This is a genomic window from Marinobacter panjinensis (assembly GCF_005298175.1).
Classification (GTDB): domain Bacteria; phylum Pseudomonadota; class Gammaproteobacteria; order Pseudomonadales; family Oleiphilaceae; genus Marinobacter; species Marinobacter panjinensis.
Map to the genome: position 1 here is coordinate 3,014,722 of NZ_SZYH01000001.1, position 15,700 is coordinate 3,030,421.

15 protein-coding genes are annotated in these 15,700 nt (G+C 57.5%); 5 read left to right on the plus strand and 10 right to left on the minus strand.

Annotated elements, in window-relative coordinates:
* Positions 1-5: 5 nt before the first annotated feature.
* The 5 genes from FDP08_RS13790 to FDP08_RS13810 are packed head-to-tail and all read right to left on the minus strand — an operon-like array spanning position 6 to position 4,565.
* Entirely contained in the window at positions 6-1,163 is a 1,158-nt protein-coding gene (locus FDP08_RS13790) for a sensor histidine kinase (protein WP_137436703.1), read from the minus strand.
* On the minus strand, positions 1,156-1,824 hold the full coding sequence (locus FDP08_RS13795) for a GTP-binding protein (protein WP_137436704.1): 669 nt from the start codon (positions 1,822-1,824) through the stop codon (positions 1,156-1,158). The genes FDP08_RS13790 and FDP08_RS13795 overlap by 8 nt, the downstream gene beginning before the upstream one ends.
* A gap of 7 nt (positions 1,825-1,831) precedes the next feature.
* Positions 1,832-2,356: a response regulator gene (locus FDP08_RS13800; protein WP_137436705.1), complete on the minus strand. Its 525-nt coding sequence runs from the start codon at positions 2,354-2,356 to the stop codon at positions 1,832-1,834.
* The gene (gene nosR / locus FDP08_RS13805) at positions 2,353-3,699 is read right to left on the minus strand and encodes a response regulator c-di-GMP phosphodiesterase, NosR family (protein ID WP_137436706.1); all 1,347 of its coding nucleotides are present in this window, start codon (positions 3,697-3,699) and stop codon (positions 2,353-2,355) included. The genes FDP08_RS13800 and nosR overlap by 4 nt, the downstream gene beginning before the upstream one ends.
* 2 nt (positions 3,700-3,701) lie before the next feature.
* The gene (locus tag FDP08_RS13810; protein ID WP_137436707.1) at positions 3,702-4,565 is read right to left on the minus strand and encodes a sensor histidine kinase; all 864 of its coding nucleotides are present in this window, start codon (positions 4,563-4,565) and stop codon (positions 3,702-3,704) included.
* Positions 4,566-4,764: 199 nt separating this feature from the next.
* Between FDP08_RS13810 and FDP08_RS13815 the strand changes: the two genes are divergently transcribed.
* Positions 4,765-4,977, plus strand: a complete 213-nt coding sequence (locus tag FDP08_RS13815; RefSeq protein WP_137436708.1) for a hypothetical protein — start codon at positions 4,765-4,767, stop codon at positions 4,975-4,977.
* A gap of 174 nt (positions 4,978-5,151) precedes the next feature.
* The gene (locus FDP08_RS13820) at positions 5,152-6,162 is read left to right on the plus strand and encodes a GGDEF domain-containing protein (RefSeq protein ID WP_137436709.1); all 1,011 of its coding nucleotides are present in this window, start codon (positions 5,152-5,154) and stop codon (positions 6,160-6,162) included.
* Between the two features lie 5 nt (positions 6,163-6,167).
* Here FDP08_RS13820 and FDP08_RS13825 read toward each other — a convergent pair whose 3' ends face one another.
* Positions 6,168-7,559: an MATE family efflux transporter gene (locus tag FDP08_RS13825; protein WP_137436710.1), complete on the minus strand. Its 1,392-nt coding sequence runs from the start codon at positions 7,557-7,559 to the stop codon at positions 6,168-6,170.
* A 163-nt stretch (positions 7,560-7,722) separates the two neighbouring features.
* Between FDP08_RS13825 and FDP08_RS13830 the strand changes: the two genes are divergently transcribed.
* From FDP08_RS13830 to FDP08_RS13840, 3 genes are all read left to right on the plus strand, one after another.
* Entirely contained in the window at positions 7,723-8,595 is an 873-nt protein-coding gene (locus tag FDP08_RS13830; RefSeq protein ID WP_137436711.1) for an EamA family transporter, read from the plus strand.
* A gap of 151 nt (positions 8,596-8,746) precedes the next feature.
* Positions 8,747-10,324: a methyl-accepting chemotaxis protein gene (locus FDP08_RS13835; protein WP_137436712.1), complete on the plus strand. Its 1,578-nt coding sequence runs from the start codon at positions 8,747-8,749 to the stop codon at positions 10,322-10,324.
* A 155-nt stretch (positions 10,325-10,479) separates the two neighbouring features.
* Positions 10,480-11,862, plus strand: coding sequence for a sodium-dependent transporter (locus FDP08_RS13840; RefSeq protein WP_137436713.1), 1,383 nt, complete (start codon positions 10,480-10,482; stop codon positions 11,860-11,862).
* A gap of 72 nt (positions 11,863-11,934) precedes the next feature.
* Here FDP08_RS13840 and FDP08_RS13845 read toward each other — a convergent pair whose 3' ends face one another.
* From FDP08_RS13845 to dctP, 4 genes are all read right to left on the minus strand, one after another.
* Positions 11,935-12,510 carry a hypothetical protein gene (locus FDP08_RS13845; RefSeq protein ID WP_137436714.1) on the minus strand — a complete coding sequence of 192 codons (576 nt, stop codon included), beginning with the start codon at positions 12,508-12,510 and terminating at the stop codon, positions 11,935-11,937.
* Positions 12,511-12,636: 126 nt separating this feature from the next.
* Complete coding sequence (locus FDP08_RS13850; RefSeq protein WP_137436715.1) at positions 12,637-13,947, minus strand: TRAP transporter large permease; 1,311 nt, start codon at positions 13,945-13,947, stop codon at positions 12,637-12,639.
* Complete coding sequence (locus FDP08_RS13855) at positions 13,944-14,495, minus strand: TRAP transporter small permease subunit (RefSeq protein WP_137436716.1); 552 nt, start codon at positions 14,493-14,495, stop codon at positions 13,944-13,946. The genes FDP08_RS13850 and FDP08_RS13855 overlap by 4 nt, the downstream gene beginning before the upstream one ends.
* 89 nt (positions 14,496-14,584) lie before the next feature.
* The gene (gene dctP, locus FDP08_RS13860; protein WP_137436717.1) at positions 14,585-15,631 is read right to left on the minus strand and encodes a TRAP transporter substrate-binding protein DctP; all 1,047 of its coding nucleotides are present in this window, start codon (positions 15,629-15,631) and stop codon (positions 14,585-14,587) included.
* Between the last annotated feature and the right edge of the window lie 69 nt (positions 15,632-15,700).

Below are 15,700 nucleotides of genomic sequence, written 5' to 3' on the forward strand. Positions count from 1 at the left end.
AATCCTTAACTGACCGGCAGCAACAGGGTGACACGGGTGCCCGTACCTTCCCTGCTGTCGATCTGAATGGTGCCCCGGTGAGCGCGTACCGTATCCCGGGCAACGGTCAGGCCCAGGCCGGTGCCCGACCCTACCGGTCGGCTGGTATAAAAGGCGTCGAAGACCTGTTCGCGATTGGCTTCGGGAATGCCGCAGCCGTTATCCTGGATCACTATCCGGATACCGTCACTGTCGACACTGGTTTTCGCGAGGATCCGCCCGGCCCTGCCCTCAGCCCCGGCCTCCTGTTCCTGACTTTTGAGCGCCTGTGCGGCATTGTCGAGCAGGTTGTAAAAGGTTTGCGACAATCGCGACGGGTGTCCCGATATTTTTGGCAGTTCGCCCGGCTTCTCCAGAATCTCCAGATCCTGGCCATAGTCAGTCTGGAGCAGATGCACGGCACTGGCCAGCAACTCGTTGACGTCACACAGGGTATAGTCGGCCTGGTCAATGCTGGAGAAGGTTTTCAGGTCCGAGACAATGCTGGCGATACGGCGGGCGCCGTCGGAAGACTCTCCAATCAGGTCGGCGAAATCCTCCAGCAGTTCCCGGTTCTGGTCGGAATCCGGAACCAGCTCCCGCAAATCGTTAAGGTATTCCCTGGCTACCTTGAGGTTGCTGGATATAAAGCCGATGGGGTTGTTGATCTCATGGGCCACGCCCGCCGCCAGCTGCCCGACGGAGCGCAGTCGCGCGCTCTCGTACAGATCCATCTGCGCCTGTTTGATCACCGTTACCTGCTCATCCACCTTGTCCTGCAGCTGGTCGGACAGCGCACGGTAGCGGGCTTCCGAGGCCTTCAGGGCCTCGTTCTGCTTCTGCAGTTCGGCGTAGCTGGCCTCGGTGGTGTCGTGGTGCAGGTTGGCAGCCAGCCGATACTTGGCAATGAACATCATCAGAAACGACACCAGGTCCGCGGCAGCAAGACGCTCCTGTTCGGAGCTGCCGCCGGACAGCCAGCCCACGGTTTCCAGATTGAATTCCAGCGCCAGCGCATCCGCTTTTCTGTCGCTGCCAATCTCGACGGGGTCACGGCACAGGGCGCTGAGCATCCGGTTCAGACGCTGCAGTTGATCGCTGGAGAGCAGATCTTCGAGTGTAGGGTCGTCTTCAAAGTTACGCACGAATTTCCTCGCTGGCGGCGCTCAGTTGCCGGATAAACGTGTTGCGGTCAATGCCGTGATCAGTGTCCAGGGCGAATTCCCGGTCCACTTCGGTGTAGAGCCGGTCCAGCAGTATCCGGAAAGTCTCCAGAACCCCCTTGCCATGAAGGGCGGATGCCATCTGCAGCGGTGCCCAGGGCGTTTCAGCCCAGCGCTGCTGGAGTTCAGCCTCGCCAGCCACGCCGGGGAGATCGCGCTTGTTGAACTGGACTGCCATGGGCAGGGTGTCGATATCCAGCCCGACCTTCTCCAGGTTTTCCTCCAGGTTTCCGAACGCCGTGGCGTTATTGTCCTGCTGGCTGGTCTGGGAGTCCGCCACAAACACCACGGCGTCTGCGCGGGACAGCACCGCCTTGCGGGTGCTGTCATGCTGCACCTGGCCCGGCACGGTATACAGCTTCAGCCGCAGATCCAGCCCGGAATCGCCTTTCAGGCCGATGGGCAGCATATCGAAGAACAGGGTGCGGTCGTCGCGGGTCTCCAGCACCATCAGTTCGCCCTTGCGCTGTGGGTTCAGCAGGGAGTGCAGCTGCATCAGGTTGGTGGTTTTGCCACTCAGGGCAGGGCCGTAAAACACCACCTTCAGGGCCAGCCTGTTGTCTTCAGGACTATGATACGCCATCAGAACCTCACTGGTCGCCGATCAGCACGGAGCCGTCAGCATCGCGATGAACGCGGGTAATGCCCGGGTTATCCTTTTCCAGGCGCAGCAGTTCCTGCTCCCGGGCCTTGATCATCTGGCGCTGGGCGGTCACTTCATCCAGCAGGCGCTGGTTTTCGGACTTCAGCTCGTAGATATCAATGGCGGATTTGATGGCAGCGACTACCTCGTAGTCATCCCAGGGCTTGGACAGGTAGCGATAGACCTCCGCCTGATTGATGGCCTTGATCATGGAATTGCGGTCGCCGTACGCGCTCAATACGAGTCGAACGGCGTTTGGCTGGCGCTGTTTGGCAAACTGCAAATAGGTTACGCCATCGGCAGTAGGCATCTGATAGTCGGAGATAATGACGGCATAGTTGTGCTCCAGTAGTCCGCCCAGCGCTGCCTCGACGTTGTCATAGGTATGAATCTCCCAGCCGTTGGGGCGCAGCAGGCGCTTGAGGGCACTAAGGATATTGGGTTCATCGTCCACCAGCTGAATTTTTATCATGATGCTGTCTCCGTTTCTTCCTCGTCCGGACGGTGCACATACACCGTGTAGTGGGTACCGTCCGGTTCGCCTTTTTCGAACGCCACCAGTTTGTCGATAAGTAGGGATGTCAGTTCCTTGCCTTCGTTCAGCAACAGCATGCCGGACGCCGCATAAAGGTTGCGGGCCAGTATCATGCCTGCCTTCAGCCGCAGGGTGTCGAGCGCCGCGATATCTGGGTCTTCATGCTCTACATCGGGAGCGACCTCAATGCACACTTCAAGGAAGCGGTCCGCAATCTCCGGATCGTAAAGCCGTTCGCGGTAGCGCTTGATCAGTTTCAGGGCATTATCACGGGAAACCCGGCGCTCCAGGATCAGGCCGTACTGTAGCTCGATGAAATCCACGGCCAGCCGGAGGATACGGGAGCCCAGGGGGATCTCGGTGCCTTCCAGTCTTTCAGGAACGCCGTAGCCGTTCCATTTTTCCTGATGGTGGCGGATGATTCGCGCGGTTTCTTTCAGGGGCTCCAGGGCCATCAACAGCTGTTCACTGTTGACCGGGTATTTCAGGAACTCCAGGCGCTGCCCTTTGGTGAGCAGATCGGACGGGGCCTTGAACAGCTCGTCGGGCCAGCTCAGCTTGCCGAGATTGTAGAGGGCGGCCGCCATATACAGGTCCCGTGAGAGGTCTTGGTCCAGCTGGTGGTATTCGGCATAGGCCTTCACCAGGCCGATTACCTTGGCGTTGGGCTGGCGGTTGGCCGGCAGCCGCTTGTTGATCAGCGTGGAAAAGACCTCGGTGGTGGTGACATAGCTTTGCTTCAGTTCTGTGTACGCCGCATCCAGCATGTCTGCGGTTTCCTTAAGTTCTTCGGTGCGGGCCTGTACCTTCTCCTCCAGGCTGGCATTGAGCGCCTGCAGCTCCTTGTTCTGCTTGCGGGTCAGCTTCTCCAGGGCCAGCCGGCGACGTTCCGAGTACTGGAAGGCAAGGGCCTGGCGAATCACCAGTTTCAGTTCTTCGTCGTCCCAGGGCTTGCTGATGTAGCGGTATATCTGACCGTCGTTAATGGCCTTGATGGTGGAATTGATGTCCGCGTATCCGGTCAGCAGTATGCGAATACACCAGGGCCACTTCTTCTTGATCTCGGACAGCAGGGTAGGGCCGTCCATACCGGGCATGCGGGCATCCGAGATGACCAGGTCAAATTTCTGGTCATTGAGCAACACCAGCGCTTCCTCTCCGGAGGCGGCCGTGCGGATGTCGTAGGGCTCCTTGCGGAGTATCCTTTGCAGGCTGCGGAGGATGTTTTCCTCGTCATCCACCAGTAGCAGGCTGGCATTGGAGGGAAGAGACTCTGCCATGTTCAGCCCCACTCGCTGTCCGCTGTGGCCTCTGGCTGCGTCAGTGGCAGTGATATGCGGAAACAGGTGCCCTTGCCGGCAGAGGCGTGCTCCGCCGTGATGCTGCCGTTATGTTTCTGGACGATATTGAAGGACAGCGACAGCCCCAGACCGGTGCCTTTGCCGACCGGTTTGGTGGTGAAAAATGGCTCGAAAATCCGATGCAGGTTTTCCTCGGCAATACCCTTACCGTTGTCTTCTACTTCAACGACTGCCCAATTGCCGTCGCAGCGGGTGCGAACGATGATCTCGCCAAAATCGTCGATAGCGTGGGCGGCATTTACCAACAGGTTCATGACCACCTGGTTGATCTGGGAACTGATGCACTCCACTTCAGGGAGCTCGCCAAATTCTTTGACCACAGTGGCTTTGTATTTCAGCTCGTTGTTGACCACGTTCAGGGTGGTTTCAATGCCACGATGCAGGTCCGCGAGCTTGAATTCCTCATCGTCGATATGAGAGAAATCCTTCATTGCCGAAATGATGGTTTTGACCCGCTCGATACCCTCCCGGGATTCCGCGAGAAGATCCTTGAGATCATCCTTCAGAAAGCTGTAATCGATATTCTTTTTAATCGCACTCAGATCTTCCAGTGATGCGCCCGCGTCCACCGCATCGGTAAGCCTGAAAAGATCTTCCAGATAGGTGCCCAGGCTTTGCAGATTGGAGTAGACATAGCCCACGGGGTTATTGATTTCATGGGCAACCCCGGCCGCCAGCTGGCCAATGGCAGCGAGTTTTTCAGACTGCAGCAACTGCCGGTTTGCCTGCTCGAGCCTGGCGTTCAGCTGATCCTGCTGTGATGAATTGGGGTTGGTGTCCGACATAGTGATAGCCCGTTCGGCGGAGTGTTTCGAATGTCCGGGAAAAGCCAGCTTGAAGTGCCGCGCAATACGTTTAATCGAGATATCGGTTTATTATTCTGAGCAAGGTTTCAGTGTAGTGGTTTTGATTACCTTTTAACGTTACGTTTGGTATCCGAAATATTGGTTTTATTGCCCGGTTATGTTGATCAGGAGATGGGGTATGGCGGCTGCAGATGTTCACTACCGGTTCCGATTTGGCGACAACTCCGTTTGGGAGTGTGATGTGACATCCGCGGACGGTGACCAGTCCGCTCGGACGGATAACCTTCCGGACTGGACGCGCCTGGGGTTTCACCGGTGTAGCCACTGCCCGCTGTCCACGGAGGAGTACGAGGGAGACCTGGATGACAGTTTCCGGGAATTTCTGGAGTGAACTGCACACAAAGTGTGAAAAAGAATGAATGTTTGTTAAATGTTGTTGAGCGCATCTTCAACAATCGGATCTTGCGCTATGATAGTTTGCTAATAAGACTAAGGTCGGAATCTGTCCTGAGCGACGATAAAGTCGGAAGACGTACTCGGGGCGTTCCTTGATCCGGTAGAGACTATGTTATATCGCCTGAAAACTGATTTTCGGCTGTCCATTATTACCCTGCTCGGAATCAGTGCGCTTCTGGGTATCAGCCCGTTTGCGGTGATGCGATTTGCTCAGGGCAACATGCTGGCAGGCATCGTTGATACAACTATCATGCTCGCCATTACGGTGGGAATGGTTTATGCGTGGGTAACCGGCGATACCGATCGTACCGGCCTGGCGATGGCCATTGTAGCCTGCGCTGGTGCCGTCACGGTTGGCGCTCTCGTCGGGGAGCCTGGACTGTTCTGGTTATACCCCTGCCTGGTAAGCAGCTTCTTCCTCACCGAGCCCCGCTACGCCATATTCATTAACCTTGCTGCTGTACTCGCGCTGATGGTCCATGGCGCTGCTTTCAGTTCCACGATCCAGATGTGGTCATTTTCTGCCACTGCCGTAGTGGTCAGTTGCTGCGCTTATGTCTTCGCCCACCGCAACGAAAACCAACGTGAGCGGTTGGAGCACCTGGCCACCATTGATCCCCTGACCGGGGTCAAGAATCGTCGCTCCATGGACGAAGAATTGGCGATGGCAGCCGCCAGTGCTGCCAGGACGGGGATCGCCTATGGCCTGGTGCTACTGGATATTGATCACTTCAAGAAGATTAACGATGAGCACGGCCACAGTGTGGGGGATGACGTGCTGACGGAAATGGTGGCACTGATTGAGCAGAACATTCGCAAGTCCGACCAGTTGTTCCGATTCGGTGGTGAGGAATTCGTGTTGCTGATGAGCGGTGTGGATGAGACCGGGCTAAGGGCGGTGATGCATAACCTGCAACACATCATGCACAAGTTTCTGAAGCATCCGGGCGGGAAGGTGACCGCCTCGTTCGGAGTTGCCCTACTAAAAAATGGCGAAACGCCTGACGACTGGCTGGCACGGGCCGATGAAGCACTTTATAAAGCCAAGGCCAGCGGCCGTGACCAGATTGTTTATGCGGACGATGTGTCGGCGCAGGGGCCGGCAACAGAAACAGCCTGACAGGGTTATGTTTCCGGTTCCGGTGTGAACAGGAACAACCGTAACCCCAGCAAGATACTGGCGGATGCCAGACCACTTGTCAGCCCCACCCAGAAACCGGCAGCGCCCATAGCCGGCAACAGCCAGTCGGTAAAAGTCAGCACCCAGCCCAGGGGCAAACCCACAATCCAGAACGAGAACAGCATGATGAACATGGGAATGCTGGTGTCTTTGTAGCCCCGCAAGGCACTGATACAGGTAACCTGGATGACGTCGGCAATCTGGAAGAAGGCGGCGTATACCAGCAGAGTAACGGTCACGGCCCGGACATCCGCATCACTGGTATACAGCGTCGCAATGCCGTCGGCAAAGGCAAACAGCATAACGGCAAACACCAGCGCCACCGCCGAAGCAAGAATCAGCGAGCTACGGGCAATAAGCCGGGCGGTGTCGGGCGCCCTGGCTCCCATCAGAAAACTCACCCGCAAGGTCAGCGCCATACCGATGCTCAACGGCAGCATGAACAATAGTGATACCACGTTCAGGGCAATCTGATGTCCCGCTACAATCACTGGCCCCAGGGGCGCCAGAAACAGAGCGATCACCGAGAACATGCTGGCTTCCACAAAAATGGTAAAACCAATGGGAATGCCCAGGCGCAGAATGTATCGGATGCCGTTGGCGTCTGGTTTTGCCCAGTCGGCAAGCAGGTGAAACCGGCGGTAGACAGCACTCCGGTTCAGGTAGACCAGCAGTGCAATGGCCGCAATGCCGTTGGAGATCGAGGTGGCCCAGCCGCAGCCGATACCGCCCATGGCGGGGAGCCCGAGCTTGCCGTAGATGAATATGTAGTTGAGGGGTAGATTGATCAGGGTGCCCAAAACCGAGAAAGCCATAATCACCCGGGTATGCCCCAGCCCGTCCGTCAGCCCACGCAATGCCATCATCAGCAGCATGGCAGGAATGCCCCAGGCAAAGGCATCCAGGTAGCCCTGGCTGATACGGGCGGTGTTGGCTTCCAGGTTCAGGGCACTGAGCACCGGGTGCACGTTGGTCAGCAGCAGAATCATGATCACCGAGCCAGCGGCGGCTATATACAGCCCCTGCCAGGTAGCGGGCATGATCTTTTCAGTGGTGCGGGCGCCATTGTAGCCGGAGATAATCGGTTGCAGAGCTCCCAGCAGCCCCATGAAGAACAGGAAAACCGGCATCCACAGGCTGCTGCCAATGCCTACGGCGGCCAGGTCTTCGGCGCTGGCATGGCCGGCCATCACGGTATCGATAACACCGTTGGCCATCTGGGCCACCTGGGCAATCAGGATCGGGCCGCCGAGAATCGCCAGCGTGCGCCACTCGGTCAGCGTACGGCTGACCAGCGGCTGACGGGCTTCGGGTAACGGCTGATGGACTTCATCCATGGAATCGCCTGCCTGGCTCTAGGTGAAACGGAATGAATCAGAAAGGCGGGATGGTACCTTATTCACTGCCCGGGGTGGCATAGGGTGTTTCCGTGCCGCCTGTGTACAAGGCTGCCTGGTAACGGGTAAAGTGCCGGCTTCACGGATTATGGGTGCGGGTAGCATGGGTCTTCTGGTCTTTGTAACAGTTCTGTGGGCATTTTCATTCAGCCTGATCGGCGAATTCCTGGCCGGGCAAGTGGACAGTGACTTCGCCGTACTGACCCGGGTTGTGCTCGGGGCGCTGGTGTTCCTGCCCTTTACCCGCTGGCGCGGAGTGCCTGGCGGCTTGAAGCTGGGTGTGCTGGTGACCGGCATGCTGCAGTTCGGCATCACCTATTTATGCCTGTACCGCTCATTCAGCTACCTGACGGTGCCGGAAGTTCTGCTGTTCACTATCTTCACGCCGCTGTATGTCACCCTGATTGACGATGCGCTCTACCGTCGATTTTCGCCGGTGGCCCTGGCGGCTGCGGCAATTGCCACCCTTGGCGCGGGTATTATCCGCTACGACGGCCTAAGTCAGGGTTTTATCACCGGTTTTCTGCTGCTTCAGGTGGCCAATTTCACCTTTGCCGCTGGCCAGGTCGGGTACAAGCACACCATGATGCGGTTCCGGACCGAGGTGCCAGCGTATCGCACCTTCGGCTACTTCTTCTTCGGCGCTCTCATTATCGCCCTCCCTTCTTTCCTGATATTCGGCGATGCCAGTCGCCTGCCAACCACTTCCCTGCAATGGGGCATTCTTGCCTGGCTGGGCCTTGCCGCATCGGGCGTGGGTCTGTTCCTGTGGAACCGCGGCGCTTGTGTTGTGGATGCCGGCACACTGGCGATCATGAACAATGCCCTGGTGCCTGCGGGCCTGATCGTCAATTTGCTGATCTGGAACCGGGACGCCGATCTGTTGCGTCTCGCCCTTGGTGGCAGCGTTATTGCGTTTTCCCTTTGGGTAAACGCCCGTTTCCACCCACGGGCGCGGCTCGCTGTTTCGGCATAAGTACCTGCACTGACTAAGGTTCTCCAGACTTCCGCCGTTACACTCCTTCACGCAGGGTAACCCTTGATGAACGTCAATAATGTTCGTCAAGGGCTACCATTGCTCTCCCGTTTTTCCCCTGTAGTCAGCCCCCGAGTCAGAAGGTCCGTTTATGCGCAATAATCTCCCGGTAACCCAGCGTGAAATCAGAATGTCCGAGGGCGGCCGGTTGATCACTACCACCGATACCAGAGGGGTGATCACGTACTGCAATGATGAATTTGTGGAGATCAGCGGCTTTGCCAGGGAAGAACTGGTGGGACAGCCCCACAATGTGATTCGTCATCCGGACATGCCACCGGTGGTCTACAAGGGCATGTGGGAGTACCTCAAGGCCGGCAAGCCATGGATGGGTGTGGTGAAGAACCGTGCCAGATCCGGAGACCATTATTGGGTCAGCGCTTACGTAACCCCGATGCTCGAGAACGGCAAAATGGTCGGTTACGAATCCGTGCGGGTTGCACCTACCCGTGAACAGATCGCCCGGGCGGAGAAGCTGTATCTGAGACTTTCCCGGGGAGGAAGTGCGGTTGCTCTCCGTAGCCGACTGGTTTCCGTGCTGAAGTCGGGTTGGCCTTTTGCTCTTTCGCTTATTCTGAGCCTCGGTGCGTTAACCAGCCTGGGCAATACAGGGCTGGCGGTCCTGGTGATTGTCGTGGCGCATTTACTTGCTGCCGGGTTGACCCAGAAATCAGTTACCAGCCGTTTGCAGGGGGTCCTCGATTTGCGCCCCGATGCCTTCAGCGATGCGGTTGTGGCAAGAACCTACAGCGATGAAAGCGGGCTGTTTTCGCAGCTGGCCATGCTGATCATGAGCGAGAAGGCGCGGATTCGTACCGCCCTGGCCCGTATCGACGACCAGGCAGAGCTGCTTTATGAGCAGGCCAGGATAAGTCATCGCTACATCAATGAAGGGGCTGAGGCGATTGCCCGACAGCGGGCAGAAACAGACCAGACGGCTTCTGCTGTGAATGAGATGACGGTTTCCATCCAGGAAGTGACACAAACGGTTAACGACAATGCAAGGGTGGCGGATGGTGCCAACCGCATGGCAGCGACCGGCAGCAAACGCAGTGGCGAGGCCCTGACAGCGATCGAGCAACTGGTTACCCGCGTCAACGGTATTGGTTCGGCAATTCAAAAGCTTGGCGCGTCCACCGAGAGCATTGGCGAGGCCGCCAGCCTGATCTCCGACATCGCAGAGCAGACCAACCTGCTGGCGTTGAACGCGGCCATCGAGGCCGCCCGTGCCGGCGAGCAGGGGCGCGGCTTTGCCGTGGTGGCGGATGAGGTCAGGTCACTGGCCCGCCGTACCCGTGATTCTACCGTGCGCATCCAGCATGTTATCGATGATTTCCGCACCCAGGTGGAAGAAGCTGTTCAGGCGACCCGCGAAGGTGAGCAGGATGCCGGCAAGGGTCTGGATAAGGTCCGGGAAGCAGAAACATCGCTGCAGGAAATTGTGTCTTCGATCCAGGATATATCGGACAGCTTTATCAGCATGTCGGCCGCTTTCGAGGAGCAGAGCCAGGTCTCGGAAGAGATCAACCACCAGATCGTCAACATTGCCGAGCTGGCCGACCATAGCACTCAGAAAGCAGAATCGGCCAAGGAAAGCAGCGACCACCTGAGCGGCATGTCCAGAGGCCTGAAGGATCTGGTTTCCCGCTTCGTCAGCAAAAACGGTTAGTTAACAGCACAAGCACCGGCTGCGGGTACGCGCCGGTGCTGCTGTCGGCTGGCATCCTGTGCCCACTGCTGGCAAAATCCCGCCCCAATAGCTGAAGCGCGCCTTCGGCACACCACTTCAAATCGATTCATCAGCGAAAAGCACAGGGTGAAACAATGACTGCTTCAAAATCGAACCCGATCCATCGGGGTCTGTGGTCCTCCCGGATGGCCTTTATCCTGGCCGCAACCGGTTCCGCCGTCGGGTTGGGCAATATCTGGAAGTTTCCCTATGTGACCGGCGAGAATGGCGGTGGCGCCTTCGTGCTTGTCTACCTGCTGTGTATTGCCATCGTGGGTATTCCCATCATGATGGCGGAAGTGTTCATCGGCCGTAATGGCCGGCATAACCCCATCACCAGTTTCCGCCTGGTGGCCGAGCGCAACCTGGCGTCACCGGCGTGGCGAATCTCCGCCATTGTGGGTGTGTTGGCCGCGTTCATTATTCTGTCGTTCTATTCGGTAATCGGTGGCTGGGCCGCCTCCTATGTTGGCCACGCCGCCATGGGCGATTTTACCGGCCAGAGCGCGGATGCCATCGGTGAGTTATTTGGTGGCCTGCTCGCCAGCCCGGTTACGCTGCTGATCTGGCACAGTATCTTTATGGCACTGGTCATTTTTGTCGTGGCTCGTGGCCTCAAGTCCGGCCTGGAGCGGGCAGTGACCATTCTGATGCCGGCACTGTTTGTGCTGCTGCTGATTGCGGTTGGCTACGCCACCACCACCGGCCACTTCGGCGAAGCGGTTGCCTTCCTGTTTACGCCCGACTTCAGCGCCCTGACAGTGGATGGTGTGCTGGTCGCCCTGGGCCATGCCTTCTTCACCCTGAGTCTGGGTATGGCCATCATGATGGCCTATGGCTCTTACCTGGCGGATGACGTCTCGATCGGACGTACCGCGATCACCGTTTCCATCATGGACACAGTTGTTGCGCTGATGGCCGGCCTGGCGATCTTCCCGGTGGTGTTTGCCAACGGCCTGGAGGCAGGTGCAGGCCCCGGCCTGATATTCCAGACCCTGCCGCTGGCCTTTGGCCAGATGCCGCTGGGTAGCGTATTCGGTGCCCTGTTCTTTGTGCTGCTGCTGTTTGCGGCCTGGACGTCGGCCATTTCCCTGCTGGAACCGGTGGTCGAATGGCTGGAAGACAAGCTGATCCTCGGCCGTGTCGGCAGCACCGTTGTGGTGGGGCTGGCCTGCTGGTTGCTGGGTATTGCCTCGATTCTGTCCCTGAATGAATGGTCTGGATTTGCACCCCTGGGCATGTTCGAGCGCTTCGAAGGCAATACCATTTTCGACCTGCTCGACTTCTTTACCGCGAACGTCATGCTGCCGTTGTCCGGCCTGCTGACCGCCCTGTTCATTGGCTGGGTTGTGGCAAAAGAGTCACTGAAGAGCAACCTGGCACTGGAAGGCGGAAGCTTTACCCTCTGGTATAACCTGGTTCGCTTCGTGACGCCGGTGGCGGTTGCCATCGTGTTTGTTTACAACCTGATAGCCTAGTAGCCCCGGCTGCAAAGAGCAGATCAGGACGTCAGGAGTAGCCCGGCCAATAAACGGCCGGGCTTCCCTGCTCTATTCGTCTGACTCGGTAGCAGCACGCAATGCCTCGATGTGAGGTCGGACCGCCTGCTTGTCGGCCTCGGGTGCGTTTGCGGCCTGTTCAACGGCTGACATGGCGCCGCCCATCATTTCCCGCATCTGCTGTTTCTGGGCTTCGCTCATGTGAGGGTTGTTGTCGATTTCCTCCATGGCCCTGGCCATTTCCTGGTTCATATCCCCGGACTGCTTGCCCATTTCCAGAGCCCCCCAGGCGTGAAAAATGCGGTCGCCGATTTCGCCCCACTGTTCCGGACTGGAAAAGCCGTGTTGCTGCACCACGTCCTCCAGCTTGTTATACATATCGTGACCTTTCATCTCTTCAACAGACGACGAGAATATACGGGACATATCCGGCATCTCTCCGTCATCTTCTTCGGCAGCCAGCTCGTCAGCAAGCTCGTCATAATCGTCTTCCATGCCCTGAAGGGCCTCAAGGCTGCTGATGAACGAACGAATGGTCTGGTCGGTCAGCGCTTCGGCGTGAACGGTCAACGGGGATAGTGCAAGCAGGCAGGCAAGGGTAAACAGGATCGGGTGTAATCGGGCCATGAGAACATCTCCTTGTGATAGGGAACTCCCGGTTCCATCAGCCGGGCGTTCCCTAAAGGTAGTTCTCCGTTAACCGGCCCGCAATGCCCGTGAGCAATGCACCGGGCATTAACGAGCCGGGTCGCTTCAGAAGAGCAGATCCGGCAGGTAGGTAGCAATCTCAGGAAACACCATGAGACAGCCGATACCCACGATCTGGATGAGCACGAAGGGTATAACCGATCGGTAAATGTCGCCCATGGTTATCCCCGGCGGCACCACCCCTTTCAGGTAGAAGAGGTTGAACCCGAACGGCGGCGTCATATAGCCGATTTCCATGTTGATCACGAACAGTATGCCGAACCAGATCGGGTCGAAGCCCATGGACGACACAATGGGCGTGAACACCGGCAGGGTGATCAGCATGATGCCAACCGGGTCCAGCACCATCCCCAACAGGAAGACAATCAGCATCATGAAGATGATGACCGCCCAGGGGCCGCCGGGAATGGACTGGATCATGCCCTCGATCATCGGTTGCGCGCCCATGCTCTGGTAGGCGGCACTGAACGCGTGTGCTGCAAACAGGATCCACATGATCATGCCCGTCAGCTTGAACGTCCGCACTGACGCATCTTTGATCAGTTCGATGTTCAGGGCGCGGTAGACCGCGGCCGAGATCAGGGCCCCCAGTACACCCATAGCAGCCGCCTCGGTGGGCGTGGTGATGCCTCCGATGATCGAGCCGAGTACCATGAACACCACCATTATCGGTAGCACCACGGAGCGCAGGGCCGCGAATTTTTCAGACCAGGTGCCCCGCTCTTCCTTGGGCAGGTCCGGAGCCAGGTGCGGCTGCAGGTAGCAGCGGATCAGCACGTACGCAGAGGTAAGGATCATCAGCATGATGCCCGGCAGTATGCCGGCCGCAAACATCTTGCCCACCGACACACCGGTGATCAGGGCATAGAGAATCATAAGGATGGAGGGCGGGATGAGTACGCCCCAGCCACCGCCGGTGTTGATGACGCCAAGCACCATTTTCTTGTCGTAGCCACGTTCCAGCATGGCCGGCAGGGCGATGGTACCCATGGCGACAACGGCGGCACCACTGATGCCGACCATTGCCGCAAATATCGCACAGATGACCAGGGTGCCAATGGCCAGTCCGCCGCGGACGCCACCGAACCACAGGTGCATCATCCGGTAGAGGTCCCGGGCGACCCCGGTTCGCTCCAGAATCATGGCCATGAACACAAATAGCGGTATGGCGACCAGGGTAAAGCTTCCCATAGTGCTCCAGATCTGTGAAGCCACCAGGTAGAAGGAGTCGAAGCCCCAGGTAAAGTAGAGAAACACCACGGAAACGCCGCCGAGGACGAACGCCAGTGGCAGGCCCAGTACCAGGAAAAACAGTAGGGAGCCGAAGAAAAGCAGGGTCAGCGCTTCAATGCTCATGCTTTGTCCTCCGGCAGTTCTTCTGGTTCAGGTTCGGGCTGGTAATAACTGAGGTTGAAGGCAATGGCAATGTCCTGCAGCAGCTTCACAATACCCTGCAGGATCAGTAACAGGGTGGCCAGTGGTATAAAGGCTTTCACCGGCCAGATGGGGGGGTTCCAGGCCGAATTCGATGTTTCCCGGCCACTGAAGGATTCCCAGGCCATATCGACGGCAAAGTAAAACAGCGCCAGAGTGAAAATGAAAAACAGGATCGAGGTAAACAGGTCAAGAAACGCCCGGGTTCGGCGGCTGAATCTTGAATAGACCAGATCCACATTGACGTGGCCGTTGTGTGACAGCAGATAACCACCGGCCATGAGCCCGTAAATCCCGAAAAGCAACTGGGTCAACTCGCCCGTCCAGGACAGTGGTGCCTCGAGCAAATATCGAAAAGCCACGCCTGTAATCAATAACAGGAACATGATCATGACGAGATAGGAGAACCACCGCCCGAGCAGGTTGTTGAGCCTGGTCACTCCAGTCATGAATGCGGTTAGAGCGCGCATTTTGTCCCCCCGCCTTTAAGGGCTTGGTTGAGAAGAATTTGATCGGCAATGAAAAACCGGGCGTAGCGCCCGGTCCTGTTATTGCCTGATTAAAGGCGGCCGAGTTGCGCCAGGTATTCCTTGACCATCTCGACGGCCTTGGCAGCGTTATCGCTGGTCTTGGCCTCTTCATCCCAGAACTTCTGTGCCGCTTCCAGCATGTGATCCTGGACATCTTGCGGAAGTGTGTTGATCTTAACGCCTTCTTCTTCAATGGCTTTCTGCAGGGTTACTTTTTCTTTGTGTTCGTACTCGTTGGTGCGCACCCAGAACTGCTCTACCAGGGCGTCCTTGACGGTTGCCTGCATCTCTTTAGGCAGCGCGTCGAGCGCTTTCTGGCTGATGATGATGACGTCGGTACCCGCTACGTTCAGAGCAGGCTTGACGTGGTACTTCGCGACTTCGTACAGGGACATGCTATAAGCGCCTTGAGCAGCACCCCAGTGGGCTCCGTCGACGATGCCGGAATCCAGCGCTGAGTAAAGCTCGGCACCCGTAATGTAAGTGGTGGCAGCACCGGCTTCCGCCAGGAATTGTTCCAACGCGCCTGAGGAGCGGATTTTCAGTTTCTTCAGGTCCGCAATGCTTTCGATGGGTTCCTTGACCACCATCTCGGTCTGGTAGACCTTGTCAGTGGCCCAATAGACGTTATGTTCAGCGGCTTCTTCCCGCAGCATCTCCTCAAAACCCATGTTCATATGGAAATAGGCAGCTTCGGCCGGAGTCTGGAACGCCAGCGGCAAACCGGAGGCAACGCCAGCCAGGCTGATCTTGTTCTGAGCGTAGGCCGGAGAAATGGTACCCATCTCCAGAATGCCACGGCTGACGGCGTTGAATGTCTCCGTGGGCTTGAACAGGGCGCCAGACTCGTAAAGTTCCAGTTTCAGGCGGCCATCGGTGCGCTCTTCCAACACATCCTTGAGGCGGCCCAGGCTGTCCTTGTAGGAAGAGCTTGCGCCCGGCCAGTGGGACTGGACTCTCCAGGTGATGGTATCTTGGGCGGCAACGGGTGCGCTCGCCAGGGCGGCGCTCAGGCCCAGGGTCAGGGCTGAGGCATAAACAGTAAGGGTTTTTCTGGCGGTAATTAGCATCTTCATTGTTGGACCTCGATCATTATTGTGTTAATCGTCCCGTACTCAGTTTCGCTCTGCAGAACAACTGACTGC